General features: G+C 57.6%; 23 protein-coding genes. 7 read left to right on the top strand and 16 right to left on the bottom strand.

Annotated elements, in window-relative coordinates; translation table 11 throughout:
* Positions 1-26 precede the first annotated feature (26 nt).
* Positions 27-485 carry a DUF4442 domain-containing protein gene (locus BLV11_RS16565; protein ID WP_091817003.1) on the top strand — a complete coding sequence of 153 codons (459 nt, stop codon included), beginning with the start codon at positions 27-29 and terminating at the stop codon, positions 483-485.
* Positions 486-499: 14 nt separating this feature from the next.
* Positions 500-892, top strand: coding sequence for an MAPEG family protein (locus BLV11_RS16560; RefSeq protein WP_091817000.1), 393 nt, complete (start codon positions 500-502; stop codon positions 890-892).
* 118 nt (positions 893-1,010) lie between these two features.
* On the opposite strand, the gene BLV11_RS16555 is transcribed toward BLV11_RS16560, so the two are convergent.
* The 9 genes from BLV11_RS16555 to BLV11_RS16520 all read right to left on the bottom strand — a co-directional run bounded on the left by BLV11_RS16555 (position 1,011) and on the right by BLV11_RS16520 (position 8,674).
* A complete protein-coding gene (locus BLV11_RS16555; RefSeq protein ID WP_091816997.1) occupies positions 1,011-1,832 on the bottom strand; it encodes a 2-keto-4-pentenoate hydratase in 822 nt (273 codons plus the stop codon).
* 93 nt (positions 1,833-1,925) lie between these two features.
* Positions 1,926-2,399, bottom strand: a complete 474-nt coding sequence (locus tag BLV11_RS16550; protein WP_091817029.1) for a GNAT family N-acetyltransferase — start codon at positions 2,397-2,399, stop codon at positions 1,926-1,928.
* 150 nt (positions 2,400-2,549) lie between these two features.
* Positions 2,550-3,128: a hypothetical protein gene (locus BLV11_RS16545; RefSeq protein ID WP_091816994.1), complete on the bottom strand. Its 579-nt coding sequence runs from the start codon at positions 3,126-3,128 to the stop codon at positions 2,550-2,552.
* Positions 3,118-3,537, bottom strand: coding sequence for a hypothetical protein (locus tag BLV11_RS18250; RefSeq protein WP_139173247.1), 420 nt, complete (start codon positions 3,535-3,537; stop codon positions 3,118-3,120). The genes BLV11_RS16545 and BLV11_RS18250 overlap by 11 nt, the downstream gene beginning before the upstream one ends.
* A gap of 201 nt (positions 3,538-3,738) precedes the next feature.
* Positions 3,739-4,194, bottom strand: a complete 456-nt coding sequence (locus BLV11_RS16540; RefSeq protein ID WP_091816991.1) for a DUF6998 domain-containing protein — start codon at positions 4,192-4,194, stop codon at positions 3,739-3,741.
* A gap of 439 nt (positions 4,195-4,633) precedes the next feature.
* Complete coding sequence (locus tag BLV11_RS16535) at positions 4,634-5,350, bottom strand: ZIP family metal transporter (RefSeq protein ID WP_245726057.1); 717 nt, start codon at positions 5,348-5,350, stop codon at positions 4,634-4,636.
* Positions 5,351-5,589: 239 nt separating this feature from the next.
* On the bottom strand, positions 5,590-6,969 hold the full coding sequence (locus BLV11_RS16530) for an endonuclease/exonuclease/phosphatase family protein (protein ID WP_091816983.1): 1,380 nt from the start codon (positions 6,967-6,969) through the stop codon (positions 5,590-5,592).
* 398 nt (positions 6,970-7,367) lie between these two features.
* A complete protein-coding gene (locus tag BLV11_RS16525; RefSeq protein WP_091816978.1) occupies positions 7,368-7,925 on the bottom strand; it encodes a hypothetical protein in 558 nt (185 codons plus the stop codon).
* A gap of 122 nt (positions 7,926-8,047) precedes the next feature.
* Positions 8,048-8,674, bottom strand: a complete 627-nt coding sequence (locus tag BLV11_RS16520; RefSeq protein ID WP_091816975.1) for a papain-like cysteine protease family protein — start codon at positions 8,672-8,674, stop codon at positions 8,048-8,050.
* 206 nt (positions 8,675-8,880) lie between these two features.
* On the opposite strand from BLV11_RS16520, the gene BLV11_RS16515 reads away from it, so the two are divergent.
* On the top strand, positions 8,881-11,154 hold the full coding sequence (locus BLV11_RS16515) for a multiheme c-type cytochrome (RefSeq protein ID WP_217634586.1): 2,274 nt from the start codon (positions 8,881-8,883) through the stop codon (positions 11,152-11,154).
* A 60-nt stretch (positions 11,155-11,214) separates the two neighbouring features.
* On the opposite strand, the gene BLV11_RS16510 is transcribed toward BLV11_RS16515, so the two are convergent.
* Positions 11,215-12,288: a fatty acid desaturase gene (locus tag BLV11_RS16510; protein ID WP_091816972.1), complete on the bottom strand. Its 1,074-nt coding sequence runs from the start codon at positions 12,286-12,288 to the stop codon at positions 11,215-11,217.
* 122 nt (positions 12,289-12,410) lie between these two features.
* Here BLV11_RS16510 and BLV11_RS16505 point away from each other — a divergent pair, with 122 nt between their 5' ends.
* Positions 12,411-13,517 carry an AraC family transcriptional regulator gene (locus tag BLV11_RS16505; protein WP_175528372.1) on the top strand — a complete coding sequence of 369 codons (1,107 nt, stop codon included), beginning with the start codon at positions 12,411-12,413 and terminating at the stop codon, positions 13,515-13,517.
* 25 nt (positions 13,518-13,542) lie between these two features.
* Here the strand turns inward: BLV11_RS16505 and BLV11_RS16500 are convergent, their stop codons facing one another.
* From BLV11_RS16500 to BLV11_RS16485, 4 genes are all read right to left on the bottom strand, one after another.
* Complete coding sequence (locus BLV11_RS16500) at positions 13,543-16,749, bottom strand: efflux RND transporter permease subunit (protein ID WP_091816964.1); 3,207 nt, start codon at positions 16,747-16,749, stop codon at positions 13,543-13,545.
* The gene (locus BLV11_RS16495; protein WP_091816961.1) at positions 16,746-17,786 is read right to left on the bottom strand and encodes an efflux RND transporter periplasmic adaptor subunit; all 1,041 of its coding nucleotides are present in this window, start codon (positions 17,784-17,786) and stop codon (positions 16,746-16,748) included. The genes BLV11_RS16500 and BLV11_RS16495 overlap by 4 nt, the downstream gene beginning before the upstream one ends.
* Before the next feature lie 33 nt (positions 17,787-17,819).
* Positions 17,820-18,707, bottom strand: coding sequence for a prenyltransferase (locus BLV11_RS16490; protein ID WP_217634585.1), 888 nt, complete (start codon positions 18,705-18,707; stop codon positions 17,820-17,822).
* A gap of 274 nt (positions 18,708-18,981) precedes the next feature.
* On the bottom strand, positions 18,982-19,674 hold the full coding sequence (locus BLV11_RS16485) for a sterol desaturase family protein (protein ID WP_091816955.1): 693 nt from the start codon (positions 19,672-19,674) through the stop codon (positions 18,982-18,984).
* A gap of 141 nt (positions 19,675-19,815) precedes the next feature.
* Between BLV11_RS16485 and BLV11_RS16480 the strand changes: the two genes are divergently transcribed.
* Positions 19,816-20,850, top strand: a complete 1,035-nt coding sequence (locus BLV11_RS16480; protein ID WP_175528371.1) for an AraC family transcriptional regulator — start codon at positions 19,816-19,818, stop codon at positions 20,848-20,850.
* Positions 20,851-20,937: 87 nt separating this feature from the next.
* On the opposite strand, the gene BLV11_RS16475 is transcribed toward BLV11_RS16480, so the two are convergent.
* Positions 20,938-21,561 carry a hypothetical protein gene (locus BLV11_RS16475; RefSeq protein ID WP_091816949.1) on the bottom strand — a complete coding sequence of 208 codons (624 nt, stop codon included), beginning with the start codon at positions 21,559-21,561 and terminating at the stop codon, positions 20,938-20,940.
* Positions 21,562-21,682: 121 nt separating this feature from the next.
* Complete coding sequence (locus BLV11_RS16470; RefSeq protein WP_139173246.1) at positions 21,683-22,084, bottom strand: hypothetical protein; 402 nt, start codon at positions 22,082-22,084, stop codon at positions 21,683-21,685.
* A gap of 112 nt (positions 22,085-22,196) precedes the next feature.
* Here BLV11_RS16470 and BLV11_RS16465 point away from each other — a divergent pair, with 112 nt between their 5' ends.
* Both BLV11_RS16465 and lipA read left to right on the top strand, forming a co-directional pair.
* Positions 22,197-23,474, top strand: coding sequence for a bifunctional O-acetylhomoserine aminocarboxypropyltransferase/cysteine synthase (locus BLV11_RS16465; RefSeq protein ID WP_091816940.1), 1,278 nt, complete (start codon positions 22,197-22,199; stop codon positions 23,472-23,474).
* A gap of 141 nt (positions 23,475-23,615) precedes the next feature.
* Positions 23,616-24,653 carry a lipoyl synthase gene (gene lipA, locus BLV11_RS16460; protein ID WP_091816937.1) on the top strand — a complete coding sequence of 346 codons (1,038 nt, stop codon included), beginning with the start codon at positions 23,616-23,618 and terminating at the stop codon, positions 24,651-24,653.
* Positions 24,654-24,813: the final 160 nt, after the last annotated feature.

Below are 24,813 nucleotides of genomic sequence, written 5' to 3'. Positions count from 1 at the left end.
AATCTACATTCGCAAGGAACGGTTCCATGCTATCCACACCCCAATCGCTCAAACGACTTCTCAACCTCTATCCGCCCTACATCGGGGCCGGCATCCGGCTTGATTATGTCAGCGATGACTGGAAGGAACTCCATGTCGGCATGGCCCTGCGTTGGTACAACCGCAATGCCGTCAACACCCATTTTGGCGGGAGCCTGTATTCGATGATCGACCCCCATTTGATGCTCATGTTGATGCAACTTCTGGGGCGAAACTATCTGATTTGGGATAAGGCCGCTGAGATTGACTTCAAGAAAGCCAGCAAACGCCGGGTGACATCCGTCATCACCATTACCGATGACGATATCGAGTCGATTCGGCGCCATACCGCTGATGGCGCCAAGCACTTTCCCGTTTTCTGGGTCGATATCAAGGACGAAACGGACGAACTGGTCGCCCGGGTCAAAAAGACACTGTACGTGAAGAAAAAGCAATCGCTGGACTAAAGGACTTGGAAACGATGGTTACGCCGTACTACGCTGCGTTTTTCGGATTGGTTTTTGTGATCTTAAGCTTCCGCGTCATCCGCATCCGTCAGCGCCTCGGCGTGGCCATTGGCGATGGGGGAGACCAACGGCTACGCCGTGCCATTCGAGTGCACGGCAATTTCACCGAATACGTGCCTTTCGCACTGCTGCTGGTCTATTTCGCCGAACAGAGCTCTCAAAACGAGTTGTACGCCCATGCCTTGGGGAGCCCCCTGCTACTGGCCAGATTGTCCCATGCCTATGGGGTAAGCCAGTTGCGCGAGAACCTGCGCTTTCGGGTCTTTGGCCTGTTCACGACCGGCTGTGTGATCTGTGGGGCGGCGTTACTGATTCTGCTTAGCTCGCGCCCGTCAATACCGTGGTGAGTGCAATTTAACGCGTAAGGTAGCGGCGCGCTTTAGCGCGTCCGCTGGCCTGACTTATTAGCAGAGATGTCATTGAGACCACCGGAGCAGAACACTGGAGGCCGGTAACAACCCGTTTTCATGGGACAAAATCTACCGTGAGGCCGACAAGCTCGGCACCTTTCACTTCTGTTTGCCAAGTCTGTCCTGGTTGCACCGCTTGTGCGGTGGTCATTGTGCCGGTGGTAATGATTTCGCCCGCTTTCACGGTAGCAGGCTCGGATTGCCTGCCCAGCACCGATACCAGGTGAACAACGGCAGTTAACGGATTGCCGAGGACATTCGAGCCTTTGCCGGTTTCAATGAGCAGGCCATTACAAAACAAATTCACGGATAATGACTCGAGCACGGAAACGGGATCATTTCCGAGTTCGTGAAGAGGTCGAGGAGGACCGATCAAAAGCGTTCCATGCAGGGCCGAGTCAGCAACAGTATCCGGTGCCTTAAAACGCCACCCCGGAAAATGTGACTGGACAATTTCAAACCCGTGAGCCACCCAATCAATTGCATCCACAACATCTGAAATCTTAGCGCCGGGCGAAAGATCCGAGCGGAAGTGAAATATAATCTCAGGCTCGATCTTTGGCTCGGAGAACCTTTCTATTGGGCAGTAAGATTGCGAGTCTCGAAGCTGGACGACAGTCGTATCATACATATACGCCCAGATCGGCTCGCAAACCCCATATTTGCTCCACATATCGGGATTAGTAAATCCAATTTTTCTGCCGACGGGGTTTGCGCCCTCAGCCAGTCTTGCGCGATGGATAAGGGCCGCAACCTTATAGGCACTCGGGACATCAAATCCTTGGACGCGCGTCGTGAAAGGTCGGATCTGCTGCCCAGAATCTTGTGCCGCCATCATTTCTAGCGCCATTGACTCAAGGTTGAGTGGAGTTGGCATCAAGTAACCTCCAGCTGGCCTAACGCCCTGGCTTTGCGCTGCCGGAGCGCCAGCGTAGGTGCGTCCGACAACAGCCAAGGGTTATGTTTTGATTCAACTCTCAAGATTCAGTTTCATTTCTAGTAGAGAACCTCGGAAGCCAAACTTTTCATACGCTCGCACTGCGGAATTATTCTCTGCATATACGTCAAGATAGAAGTCCGTCAATCCTCGTCGTTGGCCCCAACTCACTAGATCTTGCAAAATAACTTTGTTTAACCCGAGCCCTCTGTACTCCTCTTTCACATACATAAAGCCCAAGTATCCATGACTATCATGATCCAAGGCAGGCTTGGAGCGGCGAACCTGAACGTAACCTGTAGCGACAATGAAGCCCGAAATCTCTCCAACGACCAACCTACTGTCATGATCCGAAATCAGCTTTTCGATGTCGTAGTAATATGCACCTTCTCTCTTCAGAGATGCGTTATACGGTCGCTCAGAGTCGATCACTTTCTGCTCTAGCGCAACGAGAGAGCTATAATCTCCATCCCTTGCTTCCCGAATAATCAGTCCATCTAAACTCATCGATACTCCAATTTTGGTATCTCGTCGCAAACTTAACGCTTGCAGCATGCGCGTCCATGAAATGGAGCCAAAGGCGCAATGTAATGGGCGTCGCCGTGCCTGCACTTGTTAAAAAAAAAGCCCCTAGTCGGGGCTTTTAAAAAATAAATTTTAAATAGCAAATTTGCTGATATTTTCTTCAATTTCGTGCTCTATATTATCAATTCTATTCTTTTGATAAACTAAGAAGTTCCTGATTCTTCTCAAAGCCTTAACGCCATGAGCGAAGAAACCGAAAATAAATATAAGAGGCCTCAAAATATTAACAAGCATCCACGTCTTGTGCTCGTATATTTCTCGAGACACCTCAAAAAACTGGGAAACAATTTTCCTATATTCTTCTGGCATTTCCTCATTTCTTATTTTTTCCAAAATACTTTCCAAATGGGATCTCAGCTTTTTGTCAGTAACTATCTTAGACTGCAACTTTAAGAAATTGGTAATGCTAAAATCCTTAGTTGAATTTAGGCAGTTATTCATCAGCCTGGTAAGAGTCACATACTCTTCAGACTTCTCGTTCACAACCCCTTTCATGGCCAAAATTGCCAAACTATCTCTTAGCTCGTATATTGCGAACCTCTTTCTATTAAGAGCCGCCGGCCGCAAGAATTTCGAATTGACAATCATCGCGGCCCACACGCAAATCAATGTGACAAGCAAGTTCACTAAGATTACAGATTCAGCAATCATCAGCCGTCTCCATCGAGTCTATACCACTAGTCGTATGTCGTTTGAGAGTTTTCAAATCACCCGAATGCAAACCGTGAATTAGCTCTTTTCGGGTTTCAACCAAAATCGCTATATGCCTCTTGTATACCTTAGACTGGTAAACATTTGCAGCCAAGCTTATTGCCAAAGCACCGCTTAATGGGAAAATGTAAAAATAATCGGAAGAGAGTAACGCTTCCAAATATTTATCTAGTGCTGCAGCTGACAGCTTCTGTGTTATATAAAAAATTTGGACACAGAAATATAAAAGTATTACACCTACAATATTCCCACTGTTTACCAAATTATATACAGCATCAATCAAACGTATTAAGACGTCATTTAAATTCGTGCCCTGACGCCCTTTAGCTGGGACTTTCTTCTTAGACAAAACCTTTCCCTATCGAAAATCATTCCGTTATAGCAAAAAATAATGATGCAAGTATTGACGGGATTGTACGTTATTTGAACTTCGAAGTCATCGACGGTCCTCTTTTTTTAACGCCGAAGCACAGCGGCGACCTTGGAGTGGCGACGAAGGAGCCACGTAAAGGGCGTCCGGCGGCCATCGGCCGCGAACTGCTGCGCCTTGTTAAATGGCTCTAGGCACACGGTCTGCTTGAGCCACGGTTTGATTCAGTTGCCGGAGTTTGTTGAGAGAGATTTGAAACTGGCCATTACTCGGCAGTCGTTTACCTTTGAATTGCTCCCAAACAAGGACTCCTGGCCCGTTGTAGATTTCCTCGAATGTACCGTCATGCAAGATCTTGATGATGATCGTATGCTGCGGCTGACTCCGGAATGCAACAGAGTTGCTTTGCGTGGCCTTGATCTCAACTTCCAAGCCGGTTTCGGTGACAGCGTCATAGCCTTTGTTGGATGCCGTCTTGAGATCGAGATTGTAGGCATCGGCGACTAGGCATTCCCCTAAACTGCCAACCATATGACCATCCGGGGTAAAGTGCCTACCGGGAAACATGGCCTCCAATTCGGTGACCGTGGCATAGAGCTGCTTGACCAAGGTCCGGAATTTATCGTGGTCGATCATAGACATTTAACAGCAATTAGACCGCGTTCCGCGATATTGCGAAAAAGCCGATTCCAGATAACTCCGGATCACAGCAACTCCAGAAATGCGGTAAGTTCGTTGATAAACAGTAGGTTAGCCTAACCAAAGCAATCGCTCCATGTAATATCGCGGATTCTTCTTTTTGCTCACCCAATACTAATGCCGCCTTCAACGACAGATGAAGATTGCGATGGGTTATGGGTGCGCTCTACCAGTCCGAAGAAGGGGTGCCCCCTTGTCCCCCGCTCTGTCCATTGATGAACGCCCCCTCCCAGCATTCATAACCCTGGAGCTGGCGGTTCGACTAAAGCCTGCGGAGCAACGCGCGCCCTTCCACTGCCCACTAACGACGAACCACCACTCCTCGTAGATCTAGTCTTGCAACTAACTCTGTCCCGGTTTTCGCCTCACTGTCCCTTTATGCGCCAACGGCAACTTTACCCATAACGCCGAGCAAAAAACCCGCTACCGCGCCCAGTGGGGGCGCCCAGTGCTTTTCCAGTTTGGCCTGCGGCGCAATATCCTGAAAAATCAGGTACAGAATACCGCCAGCGGCAAATAGCGAGATAGCAGAAACAAGTTCTGAAAAATCCGACAAGACAAAATATCCGGTTAGCCCCGCAATGGGACCTAACAAGGCCATCAGAGTGAATGCGCCAACCACCTGTGAAACACGATAATGGGTCGAACTTGTCACTTCTCCGCAGGCGTTAAAACCTTCCGGAAGATTCTGTAGCGCAATAATCCCTGCAAGTAACACCCCCGAAGCCTTAGAGACAGCAAAGGTTGCACCAAGTGCCAGGGCTTCGGGGACGAAATCGGATAACATCGCCACCAATTGGCTCGCCGGGGTGGCCTTGGCAGCCAGCAGAACATCGAGCAACAGGAATGCCGCGGCGCCACTCATAAAACATACCGCGATCAGCAGTGGGTCCAGGTTTTTTACCCCCTCCGGAACAAGAACCAAGGCGACTGCCGCCAAAAGCGCTCCCCCACCAAAGGCGATTACGCTGTGGCGAACCTCAGATTCAAACCAGCGTGGCCGGATACGTTCGAGCCCGGCAAAGGACGCTCCGATCGGCATTGCGATCCCCGGTATCAGCGTCAGAAAAATAATGATCATCCAGTCGTTCAATGTACTAACCGCACCTTTTCTGAGGCATAACGCCCGGCTCACCGAGCAAATGTTTGATGGCATTCATTTGCGTGTTTTTTCTCAAGAAAATGACGACATAAATTTGTCCGGCGCAGCCGTTTGTTACATGATTGCTTTCAATGCCCCCTTATGCCTACCCAATAAAAATCCAGAGGCATTACTTATTCACTTTTAAACACGTGAATTTCAACTTTTTCTTGATTCCTGATCAGGAATATTTATTTCCAAATAATTTTAATTGTACTTTTAAGAGGGTAGTGATCTGACAAATCAGAAAGGCCATCATCGTTTTGATACTTCCAGGTGTCATGATCAACGGCCACTTGCAGTGGTTCTAGAGATAAGTGCGCATTACCAGCCCCGGATGTAAATACATAATCTATCCGATCCGGCTCACCTGTGACACCAGGCCTAACCTTAGAATCTAATGAATTTCTATTTATATCTGTAGTGCACGCTTTTTGGATGTTTTCATCTGTAACAACCCCGTGAACTGCTACATAAGAGTCTTTATAACCGAGATCTTTGATTGGACTAAAGCTATTTTCATAGGTTGATCGTCCGATATTGAAATCTCCCGCCACTATCGTAGATTGCTTACCGCGACCAATAACCTCAACAACATCATCGATGTTTTCACGATGCAGTTCTTTTTTCGTTGGCATATGGGTATATATTAAACGCAATTGCTTACTAGCATCACTTTCCGGAGAAACTCTCAAGACAGCCGATATAACCGCTTTTCGGGCACTTGTATCCTCTCCCTCAACTTTACGGTAATTTAAATAATCAACGGCGATGATAGGGAATTTTGAAAGTAACAGAAGGCCATTGCCAATCATGTCTGATGGTTGCAGTGCTTTACCGGAAAAGATTCCTGAGATCGCGGTCAAAGGGCCTTGGAACGCCCAAACGGTAAGGGCTGCGGCCGCGAAAGATAAATTATAAATAGTCGAAGGTTGATTTTCGTCTACAAAACAGACGAATGGGTATTTTTGAACAACTCGTTCAATAATGTTTTGGTGATTTTTCTCACCCCATACCTCTTGTAAAATAACGACATCCGCATTCTCAGTGACAATCTTTTCAGCTATCAATGATCTCCTTGCATCATCTTCAAACAATGCACGCCTTGCTTTTTCGCTAAATGCTTGAGGGATGGTCTTATCAAGGTTTGAACTGCCGAAAAGGTGGGTATTATAGGTGATCAATTCGAGCGGTTTACACGGCTGAACATCGTACACGGCCTTGGGGTGATGATCGCCTTTACTTTTGTTTATTTCTATTGAAATGGTTCTACTTTGCAAATGCCTTTTTTCCAGATCCGGGACATGAAAGTAGATCCAGACAACCTCGCCACTGGACGCCTCAAAGACTAATGTCCCTTGAATGGTATCCCCTGTAGATTTAGCTGAGAATGTTCTGCTTTGTCCTTTTGGAATTTCTGAATCCTGATGAGTCATTTCTCCGTGATACAGCTTACCCTTCTCCGCATCCCAGCCACTAGGGTTGTTATCGGTGCCTTTGCAACAGTATAAAAACTTCAGAACCCCGTTGGTATTATTATTAATAACTGCGTCATAAGAATATCTCGGCATTTTAAATCTCTCCCTGGTTTAAATATGCAGCGTGATTTTTCCAGCATGTAACAACAATTTGACCGCATTTCGCGATATTGCGAAAAAGCCGATTCCAGATAACTCCGTATCACAGCGACTCCAGAAACGCGGTAAGTTGCCAGGCAAATAGTAGGTTAGACTACCCGAAGCAATCACTCCATGTAATATCGCGGATTCTTCCTTTTATTCATCCAATATAATGCCGCCGTCAACGACATATAAATATTGTCATGGGGTCTTGGTGCACGCTACCAGTCCGCAGAAGGGGTGCGCCTCTTGTCCCCCGCTCTGTCCTTTTATGAACACCCCTTCCCGGCAGTCATAACCCGGGAGTCGGCGGTTCGACGGAAGCCTGCGGAAGAACGTCTGAACAGGTGTCAGTCGCACAGACTCTCAGACCGCTCAATCCTGCTCACGTCCGTGGCTGCCACGGCAACGGGAATGATGAGAAAGCCCGTACCCGCCAAAGCAACCGACTGACTCACGCGCCCTTGCCCATCAGTGTCCAGGCCTAACACGGTTTGCGTAGTCCCGACGCCAATGAACACATTTCCGGGCTGACTGGCCCCAGACGCCAGGTATTCGCGGTCCAGTTCTATGCGGCCATTGATAAAATCAAAGTCTTTTCCGGCGTCAAACCGGGAGGTTTTGGCAACGATGCCACCCGAGATCGCGGATACGATTAATCGGCGGTTATCTTCCTGCCGGATGAGGATTGCTTCTGGTTTGTTCCCGGTCTCAAACACCTGTGGCCATACAATGTCGCTCATGCAAGCCACAGCAGAACCTTCCGAAGCACTGCTACAGTTTTTGTAGCAGCCCTCAAAAGCGCTCAGGCTAGCGACGTCGACGAAGCCTGAATCACGATCAGGCACCGTCGTCGAGACACAGCCCACAAGAAGGAAGGCAGCCAGCAATACACTGATCAGGTTCATGTTAAGTGATCTCGATGCAATAGCCGCCCGACCAGGGGCACCCTCACGGCTATCCTTTCCCGATACTTACCGTAGGCAGACAATGCGCTTCAATGTTGCAGAAGACTGGCCACCGGGTTGCGTCAGGCAGAAAAGCAGCGAACTCTTGCGGCAAAGTTGATATTGGCCCACTCTTCGGGCGACAAGGTTCGACGACTGGGCTTCCCGGGCCAGGGGTCGCGGACAATGGCACTGCTCACCTGCCGCTCACCGATGTTGCTCTCCGTGTAGCTCAGGCCCGTCAGAACGGTGGCGTGCCCGAGCGCACCAACAATCAGCGGGCTCCGGTTTGACAGGTCCGCAATTGCGGTATTGACGTTCACACTTAAGACATCCCCAGACGCTCTGAAGCGACGCCCCGAGCGGTCTATATACGATCGGTTTAACGCCTGCATGATCTGCCCCGGATAGGCCGGCATGTTAACGAGCCGTCCCCAGGTCTGCGCTACCAACTGCTCTTGCGGCAGATCGTACCCGTACACTCTGAACACCATCTGAATGCACGCCGCCCAGCACCACTGGCTGTTCTGTTGGCGAGCCGCCACAAAGCGCATGAGGTGACTGGGGATCCCAACGGAGCATTGCCGGAGGCTGTAACCGTTGGGATAGGTCATAGGCCGGGAGCACTGCCCCTCCGCCAGCAGAGCCGGTGCCGTGGCCATGCCAACGAGGCCGGTACCCAGCCCGGCGAGAAATTGTCGTCTGTTCATTTCATTTAACCTGCCTTCTGGTGTTCATTGCCCTTCCCTCGCTCTCCCGGAACCCGCCGCGTGTTTGGATCAAAAGTCTGGGGCGGCCTTGTGGTGGGTGCAGCAATGGCTGTAAACCCGCCCCAGATAGCCCAACTCAATTCCCTTTTCCGGCAATCGACGGTAGATTGTTACGGCTACACTCCCCGTAAAGGATAATGCCTCACATGGCACGGGAACCGTCACAGAATCAACAACATTCGCACCACTGGGTACGTTTAGCAACTGCGCTGATGGTGGTGCTCTTTGTCGCCGTGGCCATCTGGTATGGGACACTTCCCGAAGCCCCCGCAGAATCTCCGGCGCAAGCCACTGCAGTCGTGAGCCCCGGCGAACCCACGTTCGTCGGCCGGACCACCTGCGCCGGCTGCCACCAGGAGCAGGTGGAAAGCTGGACCGGGTCTCATCACGATCTGGCCATGCAACCGGCCAACGTCGGTACCGTGCTCGGCGATTTCGATCAGGCAACCTTTGAGTACAACGGCATCACCTCGACCTTCTACCGCAGCGGTGATCGCTTTATGGTCCGCACCGACGGTCCGGAGGGCACCCTGCAGGATTACCCGGTGCTCTACACCTTCGGTGTGACCCCCTTGCAGCAATACCTTGTCGAGTTCCCCGGCGGTCGGCTGCAGGCGCTGAACATCGCCTGGGATGCCCGCGCGGTGGAGAACGGCGGGCAGCGCTGGTTCCACCTGTACCCGGATGCGGCCATCACCCATAACGACCCGCTGCACTGGACCGGTGCCCAGCAGAACTGGAACTTCATGTGCGCGGAGTGCCATTCCACACAGCTCGACAAGAACTACGACGCCAGCACACGCAGTTATCACACGACCTGGTCCGAGATCGACGTTTCCTGTGAGGCCTGCCATGGTCCGGCCTCAAACCATCTGGTGTGGGCCAAGAAGGAACCGGGCTGGGAGCAGCTGAACAACTTCAGCATGGGTCTGACCCACATGTTGAACGAACGCAACGGTGCGACCTGGCAGCACGATGAGAACACCGGTCAGCCCGTCAGGCATCCGGCCCGAACCACAGACACCGAGATTCAGGTTTGTGCGGCCTGCCATTCCCGCCGGGCCCAGCTGTTTGAGGATGACCGTACCGGCCAGCCGTTGATGGACAGTTTCCTGCCGTCGCTGCTGGAACCCGGCAATTACCACGCCGACGGCCAGATTGATGGCGAGGTCTACGTCTACGGCTCCTTTACCCAGAGCCGCATGTACCAGGCCGGGGTCACCTGCAGCGACTGCCACAACCCTCATAGCCTGGAACTGCGGGTGCCGGGGAATGGGGTGTGCCTGCAGTGCCATACCGCCAGCAGCTACGACAACGAGAGCCATCACTTTCACGAAGTGGGGAGCGCCGGCGCCGAGTGCGTGGACTGCCACATGCCCGCCAAGAACTTTATGGTGGTGGACCCGCGGCGGGATCACAGCTTCCGGATTCCCCGGCCTGATGAGAGTGTCGCGCTGGGCACCCCCAATGCGTGTACCAACTGCCACGACGACAAACCCGCCCAGTGGGCAGCGGATCAGCTGGTGAGCTGGTACGGCGAGCCCCCCAAGGGCCTGCAGCGGTTTGCCGATGCCATCCATGCCGCCCGCTCCGGTGAGGCCGATGCCCAATACCAGCTCGCCGCCCTGTTGCAGGAAGCCGGTCAGCCCGCCATTGCCCGCGCAACGGCGGCGCGGGAGCTGCGCAACTGGCTCAATCAGGACTCGCTGCAGGCCATCAGCAAGGCGCTCGAAGACAAGTCCCCGTTGGTCCGATACGGCGCCATTACGGCCCTTCAGCCACTGCCACTTGAGCTGCGCTGGCAACTCGCCCGACCGCTGCTGGATGACCCTGAACGGGTGGTGCGGGCGCTTGCGGCAGAAGCCCTGGCCGATGTGCCGCGGGCAGACCTGACCGTGTCTGAGCGTATCGCACTCAGCAACGCCAGTGATGAGTATCTGGAGTCCCAGCGTAACAACGCCGACACACCCTCCGCCAACGTTAACCTGGGCGCGTTTTTTGCCGACCGGGACGAGCCGGTAATAGCGGAACGCTATTTCATGGAAGCGCTGGCACTGGATGCGACGTGGCTGCCCGCCTACGTTAATCTGGCGGACTTCTATCGCCGCCAGAACCGCGAACAAGACGGCGCGCAGATACTTCGCCAGGGGCTGGCGCATCTGCCGGACTCGGCCGACCTGAATCACAGCCTGGGATTGCTGCTGGTTCGCCAGCAACGCCTGACGGAGGCGGTCACGTCCCTCGCCCGGGCCGCGGAACTGGCACCGGACAACGCCCGCTACCAGTATGTCTACGCGGTGGCCTTACACTCCGCCGGTCAGACCGCGCAGGCACTGACGGTGATTGATGAAGCCCTGGCCCGCCTGGGTCACGTGCCGTCGTTGCGGGAGCTGCGCTGGCAGCTGGAAGCCGCCCGGTAGCCGGTGGCTGCTCAGGCTTCCGGGCCTCTCAACACCTGCCTCATCCCATCGGACCACCGATCACTGGGCCACCAGCTCCGGTGATCGGGCCACTGCACTGCGGTGATACCGGTTCACCCGCGCGAACGTACCCACATCGTTGAATCTCACCCCCTGTTCACGCATGACCCGGTGGGCGACAGGGGCGGTCAGCTGGCGAATGTAGAACGGCTCGCCGACGACAAAATGGTGGATGCCATGGGTGCTGCCGAAATTGAAGCAGAACAGCTGGAATGGCCAGAAGTACCAGCGGTTGAGCACCTGGGTTTGCTGCATCAGGGACCCCACGTCACCGTAGTAATGCATGTTGGAACTGATGAAGTTGAGGCAGAAGGAGCGCAGGTAGAACGGCGCAATCAGCACCACCACAAGATTCTGGACCCACCCCATGGTGGCCACGACATCCGCAGACCAGGCAACCGCGACCCCGGCCATGGCGGCAACCCCGTTCACTAGGGTATAGCCCAGCCACCCGTACCAGAGCGTGGCGCAGATCAGTGGGAACGGAAAGTTCGCCATGAGAATGCGCCCCACTCGCTTGGCCTTGCTGCCACGGGGTGTGATGATCAGGGCCTTGAGCAGGTTGCCGGCGTAGGTGTCCAGCATGATGAACCAGCGCAACGGGCCGAAGTTCTGGCCGTTACCAATGCCCCGTTCTTCCATGTCCTGCTCGGTGCCGGATACCTTGTGATGCAGGAAATGCAGTTTACGGCGAATCCAGGGGTTGATGGTGCCCGGGCGCAGGGCCCAGATGACCAGCAGCATCAGGTTGTGTACCGCCTTCTGCTTCTTGAAGTACTGCCAGTGGATCAGATCGTGTTCGAGCTCGTGCAGCAGGGACGTAAAGAAGGCGACCAGAGGGATACACAGCCAGGCACTGATCAGCCCCTGCCAGTAGGCCCAGCCAGACACCAGCACACCACCGACGGCGATGAGGAATATCGCCATACCCACCAGGTTTTGGCGCCCGAGAACAGGGTAACGGGTCCGCAAGGCGTCGCCCCGCTCTTTTATTGTTTTCTGAATGATGGCGATGCGCTCGGCCTCATCCCTGCCCACAGCGCCAGCCTCCGTGGTGGTCGTATTCTGGTTCATCTGACTCTCCTAGGTTCCTGCCGGTCTCAACGGTAAACGCCGGCTAACGTAAAACCATGCTAATCTTGGCAGGAGATTCCGGCCACACTGGCCAGTGGATTTTGGCCGGAATTCCATGTTTTATGGCCGATGCCCCGGGCTTGCCCGCAGGTGGCGGCGAGTGTCAGCGAGGAATCGGGGTGGAGGACTTTGAACACCAGGCGGTCTTTCCGGCGGCAGAACTGTTTCTGATCCGCAGTTTCATGAAACGCAGGGGCATCGCCAGCCCGCAATGGCTGCTGGGCACCGGCCTGGACGATCAGGATCTGAAGCACGCCGAGGTCAGGGTTTCCCTGCGGCAGTTCGATATGGTCTACCGCAACATCTACCGCCTGTTACCGGCACCGGATACCGGCCTGAAACTGGGGCTGGCACTCAATATTTCACGCTGGGGCATGCTGGCGCTGGCGATGATCAGCGCCCGCTCGCTGGGTGCGGCACTGGCCACCGCCAACCGTCACCGGGCCCTGGTGCGCAGCCGATTTGACCTGCAGCCGGTTGAATACGGTGCCGACGTTGCGATTCGAATGGCACCGCGGGGAGACCAGCCGTTTCCGGTCAACCGGGAATTCGGCCACGAGATCCTGATTGGTACCCTGCAGAGCCAGATCAGCGATCTGCTTGCCCGGCCGTTCCACTTCTCCCGGATTGCCCTGGCCTACCCCGAGCCGCGCCATGGCGATGACTATCGGCAGCTGTGCCAATGTCCTGTCGAGTTCGGCACCGGCACCAGCGAGCTGTGGCTGCCGCGCGCCCTGCTGACAGAACGCCTGCCTTTAGCCAACCCGGTCAATGAAGATCACGCCCTGCAATTGTCGAAGCAGGCGCTGGCACAACTGCAGCAGTGGCAGCAGGCGGATATCAAGGTCAGGGTCCAGACAGCCCTTCAGGCATCCTCGGGCCAATGGCCCTCGGCCAGGGAGATGGCCGCCAGCCTCAACCTCAGCGAACGCAGCCTGCGGCGGCAACTTCAGCAACAGGGCAGTTCCTTCCGTGAGCTGATCCAGCAGCACCAGCTGCGTCTGGCCCTCGCGGAACTGGAGAGACCGGGAAATGATATCGCCCGGGTCGCAGAACGCTGTGGCTTCAGTGACGCCAATGGCTTCCGGGAGGCCTTCAAGCGCTGGACCGGCATGACGCCCGGACGTTACCGCGCCAGCTTCACGCAACCGGGGCACCAGCGGCCGTAGTCCTGCCCTCGGGCATGACCAGAGCTCATATCCAGCGGCAACGGGCCAGGGTGTAATACAGCAACGGCACCACCACAACGGTGAGCAAGGTCGACATGGCCAGCCCGAAGATGAGCGAGATCGCCAGTCCGTTGAAGATCGGGTCACTGAGAATGAACCAGGCGCCGACCATCGCAGAAATGGCCGTCAGCGCGATGGGCTTGATCCTCACAGCCCCCGCGAGCACCACGGCCTCATCCAGCGCGACGCCTTCTTCCAGCAATTGCTGGATAAACACCACCAGCAGGATGGAATTACGCACGATGATACCGGCCAGGGCGATCATCCCGATCATGCTGGTGGCGGTAAATTCCCGATCCAGCACGCCATGGCCAGGCATGATCCCGATCAGGGTCAGGGGAATCGGCGCCATGATCACCAACGGCAGGATATACGACCGGAACTGGGCCACCAGCAGAAGGAAGATCATGAACACCCCCACGCTGTAGGCGGCCCCCATATCTCGGAAAGTTTCGTAGGTAATCTGCCATTCGCCATCCCATTTCAGGGTGCCGCGCCCGGGCAGTTCAGGCTGACGGATAAAGTACTGCTCTGGGCTGTCCTGTTGCTGGTTGAGGCGGTCCACCATGCGGAACATACCGTAGAGCGGCGAGTCCACATCGCCGGCCATATCGGCGGTGACGTAGGTCACAGGCAACAGATCCTTGTGGTACCGGGCACCCACCCACTCGCTCTCAACGACCTCGGCAATACTGGCCAGCGGGACCAGCACACCGTTGTGGCTGCGGACCGACAGCGACAGCAGCGCGGCCTGCTGGGCCTTGTCGCCTTCAGCCAGGATGACCCGGATCGGGACGGGATACTTGGCGTGGGGGTCGTGCAGGAAGCTCACGCTGCTCCCCCCAAGCACCGTCTGCAAGGCCGCAACCACCTGAGCCTGGGAGACCCCCAGCCGGGAAGCCCGGGCCCGGTCGACCACCACCTGCCATTGCGTGGTCGGGGCTTCGACGGTGGAATCAATGTCCACCAGCCCATCGATCTGCGCCATCTCATCCATCAGTGTTATCGCCAGCTCCGCCCGATGAGCCTCATCCACCCCGTAGACTTCCGCCACCACCGGCGACAACACCGGCGGGCCCGGCGGCACCTCGACAATCTTGACCACCGCCCCGAAGGGGTGGGCAATGGCCTGTAACGGCGCCCGCAAAGACTGGGCAATCGCATGAGACTGACGGCTACGCTGGTCCTCGGCCACCAGGTTGATCTGCAAATCACCGTGGTAAGGCTCGCTGCGCAGGTAATACTGGCGCACCAGACCGTTGAAGTTGATGGGCGAGGCGGTACCCGCGTAGCTCTGCCAGTTGGCCACTTCAGCCACGGTTTCCAGATAGTGCCCCATCTCCAGCAGGACCCGCTGGGTCTGTTCCATGGGGGTGTTTTCCGGCATATCCACCACCACCTGCAATTCCGACTTGTTGTCAAAGGGCAGCATTTTGAGGATCACCGCGAGGAATACTGGCAGCGAGGCCGCCAGAGCCGTCAACCCGATCACCCCGAGCCCTAACACCCAGCGGCGACCGGAATGTGCCCCCAGAAACGGCGACAGTACGCGCCGGAAAATACCCAGAGCCAGCGGGCTGACGCCATCGGCGGAATTGCCCTTGCCTGCGGTTGCGGCATCAGCCCCCCGGCGATGATGCAGCAGCCGCAGGCCCAGCCAGGGTGCTACCGCAAACGCCACAACCTGCGACAGCACCATCCCGGCGGAGGCATTGATGGGGATCGGGCTCATATAGGGCCCCATCAGACCGGAAACAAACGCCATGGGAATCAGCGCGGCCATAATGGTCAGGCTCGCCATGATGGTGGGCGTGCCCACCTCGTCCACCGCCACCGGAATGATGTCGCGTACCGGCCGGGCCGAGTTCCGGATGCGACGGTTGATGTTTTCGGTGATGACAATGCCATCGTCCACCAGGATGCCAATGGCGAAAATCAGCGCAAACAAGGACACCCGGTTGAGTGTGAAGCCCCACAGGCTGGAGAACACCATGGTCAGCAACAGCGTCACCAGCACCGCAACGCCGACAATCAGCGCCTGACGCCAGCCCATGGCCGCCAGCACCAGCAACACAACGCAGAGCGTGGCAGAGACCAGATCGGTGATCAGCTTGCGGGCCTTGGCGGAGGCCGTCAGCCCGTAATCACGGCTGATCACCACCTCGATGTTTGCCGGCAGAGCCCGGTTTCGCAACAACGCCAGCCGCTCCTTGATAGCGCTGGTAATGTTGATGGCGTTCTCGCCGGGTTTCTTGGAAATGGCCAGGGTTACGGCGGGGTAAACCGAACCGGCCTTGCCGGGGCCGAAGCCCATCATCACACTGCTGTCCGCGACGGTACCGCCCCGACTCACCTCGGCCACATCGCCCAGAAACACCGCCGCCCCCTCGTGCATGCCTACCACCAGCTGGCGGACACTGTCGACACTGGTCAACAGGGTGCCGGCCTGCAGCGGAATGGACAGGCCATCCCGGGTGACCCTTGCTTCCTGGGTGCTGGCATTGGCCGCCTGCAGCGCAAGGCGGATATCGTCGATGGCGAGGTTGAAGCCGTTCATCAGCGCGGGATCGAAGTGCACATCGACCCGGTCCGGAATGCCGCCCACGGTGTAGATGTCACGGGTGCCCGGTACTCGCTTGAGGGCCACTTCGAGCATGTGTGCCAGTTGGGTGAGCTCCTCGCCGGAGTGGCGGTTGGTTGGATCATAGAGCGTCAGCGCCATGATCGGCACATCATCGATACTGCGGGGCTTGACCACCGGCTGGCTGACGCCAAGATTGACCGGCAGCCAGTCCTGGTGGGAGTAGACCTGGTTATAGAGCCGCACCAGCGCTTCCTGCCGGGTGACGCCCACCTCGAATTCCACCGTGATCACAGCCTGGCCCTGGCGAGAGACCGAATACACGTGCTCGACCCCTTCGATGGCGCTCATTACCTGCTCGCCCGGCGTTGCCAGCACGTTTTCCACCTCGCCGGCACTGGCGCCGGGGAAGGCTATGAAGATATCCGCCAGGGTGACGTCGATCTGGGGTTCTTCCTCCTTGGGGGTAAACACCAGGGCGACGATGCCCAGCACGATGGCGATCACCGCCAGCAGCGGGGTCAGCCGTGAATCCTGAAATACCCGGGCAATGGCGCCGGAGGGGCCGACCGGTGGCAAGGGTTCGCTCACTCGTGATCCCCCGCTGGCGTTACCATCCGCTGTTCACGCCCCACCAGTTCTCCGGGGTTGCTGACCACCGGCTCACCTTCGTCGAGGCCGGCGAGGATCTCAATGCGGTCGCCCTCTCGAACCCCGGTACGAACCTGTCGCAAGCGGGGCTGGCCCCGGTCATCCAGCACAAAGACCGCCCTCACCTCGCTGCGATGGATCAGGCTGCTCAGGGGAACCCACAGCGCCTGGCGCACCGAAACCGGCACTGCCACCTTGACCAGCATTCCGGGAAACAGGGCGTTGTTCGGTTCGGTCAACGCCATGCGCAGGCGAAAGGTATGAGTGGCCGGATTGGCGTAGGGGTAAAAGGTCATGGTCCCCGTTTCCAGCACCCGGCCATCGGCCAGGGTCACCCGGGCCCGTCGGTCGGCGCGGGCAGCCGCCGCGTAGCGCTGGGGTAAATCCACCACCACTCTTAACTGTTCAAGGGACAACCCGCTCAACAGTGGCTGCCCCGGATTCACGGCCTCACCCAGCTCAACATGGCGCTCGGTGAGAATACCGCCATAAGGCGCAACGATGCGGGTATAGTCCAGCTGCTGCCGGGCCTCTGCGAGGGCGGCTTTTGCCCGCTCCACCCGCGCCTGGGCTGCATTCAGGGCGTTGCGGGCCTGGTCCAGCTCCTGCCGCGACACCAGTCCCCGTTCGTGCACGGTCTGGATACGTTCGTACCGTTGGCGGGCATCGAGAGCGCCCGCCTGCGCCTCGGCCATGGCGGCCTGGGCCTGGGCCAGCCGGGCCTGCTGTTCGCTATCCTCCAGCTGAACAATCAGCGCACCAGCGGGCACCGAATCGTCCACATCAAACGGCAAAGCCTGCACCGTGCCACTGGTCTGGGCGGAGACGGTGCTTTGCTGAACGGCCTCGATCACGCCGTCGAGCCGCACCGTGTCCTGCAGCGGCGCCCGGATGACCGGTTGCGACAAAAGCTCCGCTTCAACCGGCATTGTCAGGGCCGGCAGCAACAGGCACATCAGCCAGCGAACCTTGCTCATAGACCTATCCTTACGTCATTGCATTGGTATTGTTTATAGTCCGATTATCAGCGCGACCCCAAGCACCAGCGGTGTGGCCACCGCGGCGATCACATTCAGCCCCATGTAGGGCAGCAGGCGCTGGATATCGCCGCCAAAACGCAGCGCCCCCAGAAACGCCATCGCGCCTGCCGCCATAGGAATCAGGGCGATGGCGCCCAGAGCCGGAATAGCCTCCCGAACGATCCCTGCCAGCAGCACCAGGAACGCGACCAGCACGAAGGTGCCATACACCCAGGTGCTGGCCCGGATGCCATAGGCGATCGGGAAATGGACCCGGCCAACACGCCGGTCAGCCTCGATATCCGGGAACTGGTTGAGCAGCAGCAGGTTATTGACCAGAAAGAAGGGAACCAGGGCGACGTAGCCCGCCAGCACACTGTATTCGCCAGTGAGCGCGAAGTGCGTGCCCGCGACCATTAACGGTCCGAATGCCAGCCCGGGAGCAATCAGGCACAGCCAGGGCTGACGATTCAGCCAACGGGTATAGGTCAGGATAATCACCACGCCCAGCACCCCCAGCGGCAGGATCGCCAAACCATGACGCACCAGCAGATAGCCACCCGCCAGCACGGTTACCGCCAGCGAGCACAGCGCGGCGACCCCGACGGCGTTTGCCGCGTCCGGGTGCTTCACCAGGGACCCGCTGCCTCCACTGAACGGCGTACGCGACGTCTGGGCATCGAGCCCGCTGTGGAAATCCTGATATTCATTCAGGGTATTGACACTGATATGCGCAGCCACCGCGCCAATCAGCACCACCAGCAGGTCGGCCACTGCCACCTGGCCCTTGCTCATCAAGGCGGTCGCCAGACCAAGAAGCACGCACACCGGAGCCAGCACCAGAAACGGCAGCCGCATGGACATCAGAACTGAATTCACGGGCATTCTCCTTAACCCCTTGATCGCGACCCTCGCCTACGCTGCACACGACCGGCCCGGCATTGTCAGCCCGGATCCGAAACAGCGGAAACGTCCGGTTAAGACAGAAGAGTAGCCATTAATCTGCGCGGCCGTCTTGGCCTCGGTCAAAAAGAGCGCGTTGGCCGACGACAGAGTGGCGGGGTGCGGACGTCGCAGCCCGGCACCTGGCCAGACTGGACGATGAATCGCGTAGAAAAGGAAGACGTCCGGAGAACGTCTGGGATGGGTTACCTCAGGGACACTCGTCGAGCTCCCGGGTGCAGTCTTCGGGCGGAATCCAGCAGTAGGTACCCATCACCCAATCCGCCAGCGGGAAGGTCAGATTGAAGTTGTGAGTACGCATCAGGTCCCGGCGATGGTGCAGCTTGTGCAGGTGACGCATGTGACCGATCCAGGGCAGCCGGACCAGAACATGATCCTGGGGCAGATGGTCACAAAAATGGAAAAACTCGTAGGCCAGGTAGCCGATCATCAGTCCCCCGGCAAACAGGTGCCCCCACTCCGGCGCCAGCACCCAGCCAATCACACTGCCCACCAGAGTCGCGATGGTTGCCGTCACCAGCACCAGCCAGGCCGGAAACAGGGTTACCCGCCAATCCCGGTGGTTCCGGGGCACCAGCGCGGTTTCGGTAAAAAAGGAATGGTGGTCACCGGTGTGGCGTTTGTAGAACATGGCCGCCCACCGCTTCTTGCGGTGGCCCAGCTTGATGTGGATGAAGTACTCGGCAAAGTTCCACAGTACCAGCGTGACGATCAGACCCAGCCAGTGGCCCCAGTGGAATTCTCCCGCCAGCGCCAACTGATAGACCACAAACATCACCCCCACACACGCCACAAAAGCCATGTGCAGGTAGCCGTTGTAACGGGGGCTGATGCCGGCACGGTAGTTTGCCCGGAAACTGGCATTGGTGTTCTCAGCGTACATACAAACACTCCAACATCTGCGGCCTGAACGAGAGCTCCAGTATGGGATACAAGCTGGTCCGGTGCGTTAACAGTTCACACCATTATTTTGACATCCCACGCCAATGATATGATCAGCTTAAGGCACCAATTGGCAAAACTCATGAAGCAGCACAAAACCATCTATTCCTATTGGCTCAAGGACAGCCTGGCGGTCATGGCCACCCTGGGGCTCGACGTTGACGCCATCACCGCAGGGTTGCCCGGCCTGCAGGTCGGCAGCCGGCAGAGCAGCAGCTGGGTCGAGGTCAGCGTGGCCAGACAACTGTGGCACAACGCCTTTGAGCAATGCCGGGACACCGCCCTCGGTTTCAAGGTAGGCAAGCAGCTGTCGATACGGGCATTCAATGTGCTGGCGCCGGTGTTGAGCCATAGCCCCACCATGGCCGAAGCCATTGCCAACGCCATGAGATACCAGCAATTGCTGTCTCAGAGCGGATCGTTCCATCACACCCTGCGGAAAGGCCGGTTGGTGGCCCGGTATGTGCCCGCACCGTCACACACCGCCCTGCACTTCTCCCAGGTGGACTCGGTACTGGCGGCCTTCGTCAAGGCCTTGCGGCTGCTGCTGGACGAGCAGGCTTCGCTGCATCAGGTAACTCTCACAGGCCCCAGGAGGGACGACATCGGGCTGTACGAGGCGTTCTATCGCTGTCCGGTTTACCAGGGCGGCGAGGCCGCCGAACTGGAGTTTACCGCCGATCTGCTGGTCCGCCCGATCATCGGTGCCGACCCCGGTATCTACCGCATAAACCAGACACTGGCGGAAGACCGCCTGAGCCGACTGCTCAACGTCGAGCAGCTACACAACAGCGTGGCCGAAGCGGTTGCCAACCTGAAGTACGCCCAGGCAGACATTCACGGTGTGGCACGGGAGCTGGTGCTGACAGTACGCACCCTGCAACGCAAACTCAGCCAGAGCGGCAGCAGCTTCAGCCTGATCCAGGACCAGGTCATGCTGAAGGAAGCCACCCGCCTGCTGACGGAAACCGAAACCAGCGTTCAGGAGATTGCGCTGTTGATGGGATACACCGAAACCAGCTCGTTCTCGAGGGCCATCAGGACCATGACCGGACGTTCACCGCTTCAGCTAAGACAGGCGACCGTCAGGGCGGGCACCCCCAGCAGTTCACCATGAACGGCACTCATACAAAAAAGCCCACCTGTCAGGTGGGCTTTTTGAATCATGCCAGCATCCCCTTTTCGGGGGACCGGTTATCCGGGCTTAGTCCCAGAAATTCCACCAGGCATTCGAGTTTTCACGCTTGGCGGCCTGACCCTGCTCGCTGCCACGCTCGCCGGGATTAACCTCGGGGCCACGGGCATTGTCCATGCGTTCGCTGCGCTGTTCCATCTCCGCCTCGGCCTGGTTACGGCCCCGCTCTGCCTCATTTTCGGCGCGATCACGCATACGCTCGGCATCATCACGACGACGATCGCGCTCACCCTCGGCCCGCTCACGCATGCGCTCGGCCTCTTCCTGGCGACGCTCTGCTTCGTCCTCGGCCCGCTCGCGAACCCGCTCAGCCTCGTCTTCACCGCGTTCACGGCCACGCTCGGCTTCCCGCTCGGCGCGCTCACGCATCCGCTCAGCATCTCGCTCGGCACGATCACGACGTTGCTCCATTTCTTCGTTGCCACGCTCCCGCATCTGCTCAGCCTGATCACGACGGGTCTCGGCCTCGTCCATCATCAACTGCTGCGCATTGCCATTCTGGCGGTGGTCGGCACCGGGGTTGTTACCGTTATTATTGCCACCCGGGGCCGCTACAACCTGGGCTGAAAGCAGAACGGCACCACTGAGCATTACGGCACGAGCCAGAATGGAGCGCTGGACTGTCATTGTCATCGGACTTCCTCTTATCGACTGATTTTTATGGTATCAACATACACCAACAACGCTGAGCCGGCGCATTCCGTTCCATGAATCTTTGGTAGGAAGCGGCAAGTTGGCACCTTCTGCAACGAAATCAGTCAACCGGCGACGGGCGAAACTGCTCCCGCCGCCAGATCCTGCAATCGCCTGACAGCTGGCTGCGCTCATCCGTCTGGAGTTCATGAAGCTGGCGTTGGCAACGAACCCTCTGGTTCTGGGGAGTCATCGGCCCATCGGTTCGGGCCGGTGTCGACGATGGCATGGCGGGATAGGATGGCGACGAGGCCCCGGAACGCTCCAACCGTTCCTGCTGTTGCTGGCGCTGCTCGTTTCGCACCTGTTCCTGAACACGGCCCATCGGGGCACTCGGGGTATGAAGCGGCGTGCGAGGCTCAACAACATAGGGTTCTGCCCCCACATTGCCCCCCACCGCCAGCCACATCGCCAGCAGCAGGCACCTTCCGGTCCGCCTACCGGATTGCACGACAGCGTCCATGACAAGCCCTCCCCCGAAACCGGTGTTTGCCTCATGCCGACTCAGCCATCACTGTGGCATACTCCAGAATGCCTACAACGTATCAGAACCACAACGGATTAAGGACAACCCCATGAAACCGGAAACTCTGGCCCTGCATGCTGGCTTCCACAGTGACCCCACCACGAAGGCAGCCACCACGCCAATCTACCAGACCACCTCCTACACCTTTGACGACACCCAACACGGTGCCGACCTGTTTGACCTGAAGGTTCAGGGCAATATCTATACCCGTATCATGAACCCCACCAACGCGGTTCTGGAAGAACGGATGACGCAGCTCGAAGGTGGCGTTGGTGCCCTGGCTGTCGCCTCCGGCATGGCCGCCATCACCTACGCCCTGCAGACCATCTGCACCGTCGGCACCAACATTGTCAGCACCAGTCAGCTCTATGGCGGCACCTATAACCTGCTCGCCCATTCTCTCCCTAACCAGGGCATCACCACGCGATTTGTCCCACACGATGACTACGCGGCTCTGGAAGCGGCGATCGATGACAACACCCGGGCGCTATTCTGTGAGTCCATTGGCAACCCCGCCGGTAACGTCGTCGACATCCAGCGCTGGGCCGAGATTGCCCACCGCCATGGCGTTCCGCTGATTGTCGACAACACCGTCGCCACGCCGTTCCTGTGCCGCCCGTTCGACCACGGCGCGGATATCGTTGTCCACTCGCTCACCAAGTACATCGGCGGCCACGGCACCACCGTCGCCGGGGTGGTGGTGGATTCCGGCAAGTTCGACTGGGTCGCCAACAAGGACCGGTTCCCGATGCTCAACGAGCCGGATCCTTCGTACCACGGGGTGGTCTATACCGAAGCTCTCGGCGCTGCTGCCTTCATCGGCCGCTGCCGCGTGGTGCCTCTGCGCAACACCGGTGCCGCCCTGTCGCCGTTCAATGCCTTCCTGATTATGCAGGGCATGGAAACCCTGGCACTGCGAATGGAGCGTCACTGCGACAATGCCCAGAAAGTGGCCGAGTTCCTGGCCAGCCATCCCAGTGTGGAATGGGTCAACTACGCCGGCCTGACCGACAGCCCCTACCGCGACACCTGCAAAAAAATCTGCGGCGGCAAGGCCTCTGGCATCCTCAGTTTTGGTATCAAGGGCGGACGTGACGCCGGGGCACGCTTTATCGATGCCCTGCAGCTGATCTACCGGCTGGTCAACATTGGCGATGCCAAATCCCTGGCTTGCCACCCGGCCTCTACCACTCACCGTCAGTTGAGCCCGGAGGAGCTGCTCAGCGCCGGGGTCAGTGAAGATCTGGTGAGACTGTCCATCGGCATCGAACATGTGGATGATATCCTCGCGGATATCCGCCAGGCCCTGGATGCGGCAAGCCGCTGATCCGTAAGCATTCCTCCCGGCGCTGCGACTAATGTAGCAGCGCCGGGAGCACGGTGATTATCCCTACTTTGCTTGTATCCCGCGGCCTCGCGCATTACTCTTGAAGGCTCCCCTCCGTCCTGTCAGAAGAGTCCGGTTTTCATGAGCGACAGCGCGAAACCCCGCGTCACCAGTGGTAGCAAGTTCCAGAGCGAACACGGTATTTCCGCCATCAAGGATGGCATCAAGAAATCCAGTAACGCCGACACCCCGTCCGGTCGCAAGCCAAAGTGGCTGCGAGCCCGCATGCCGGGTGGCGAACGCTACGACGCGGTCCGCCGCAATGTCTCCGAACACCGTCTGAGCACAGTCTGTCAGGAATCCCACTGCCCCAACATTGGCGAATGCTGGAACAGCGGCACCGCCACCATCATGGTGATGGGCTCGGTGTGTACCCGCGCCTGCAAGTTCTGCGCGGTCGATACCGGTAACCCCAAGGGCTGGCTGGATGCGGAGGAGCCGGAAAACACCGCCAAGTCGGTGGAACTTATGGGGCTGCGCTACATTGTGCTGACCTCCGTAGACCGGGATGATCTCGACGACGGCGGCGCGGCCCATTACGCAGCCTGCGTTGCCGCCATCAAGGCCAGGACCCCGGAAGTTGCCGTGGAAGCACTGACCCCGGACTTCGATGCGGTCATGGCGAACGTCGAACAGGTGGTGGATTCAGGGCTGGATGTGTTTGCCCAGAACGTCGAGACCGTGGAACGGCTCACCCACCGGGTACGCGACCCCCGTGCCGGCTACCAGAAAACTCTCAGCGTACTGGCCCACGCCAAAAATCATCGTCCGGACCTGCTGACCAAGACCAGTCTGATGCTGGGCCTGGGTGAAACCGACGAGGAAATCCTCGCCACCATGGACGACTTGCGGGCCATCGGTGTCGATATTCTCACCCTCGGCCAGTACCTGCGCCCCACCCCGAATCATCTGCCGGTGGAGCGCTACGTCACCCCGGAAGAATTCAACCGTTACCGCGAGATCGGTCTTGAGAAAGGCTTCATGGAAGTGCCCTCAGGCCCCATGGTGAGATCCAGCTACCGCGCTGACCGGGTCTTCGAGAAGAACAACCTGGGCCTGATTACCCCGGAGGTTCCTGCCAGCAATGCCCACCAGATTCCGGTCAAGGTGCTCGACTGAGAGCAAGGCTGCGACGGAGAAATTTGTCAGCCTTTGTAAAACCTCCACCGGCCCGTGATCTGAGACAAGAAAAAATCACAATCCCTTGCTATTTTTACCCTTCTGCACCTTCCATCGCCCTGCCCCCCGGCGATGGCCAGGCGGATTGACCGGATAGCGG

The sequence above is a fragment of the Marinobacter mobilis genome, assembly GCF_900106945.1.
Lineage (GTDB): Bacteria > Pseudomonadota > Gammaproteobacteria > Pseudomonadales > Oleiphilaceae > Marinobacter > Marinobacter mobilis.
The sequence above is the reverse complement of the archived record's forward strand: the minus strand, read 5'-3'. Positions and strand labels throughout refer to the sequence as shown.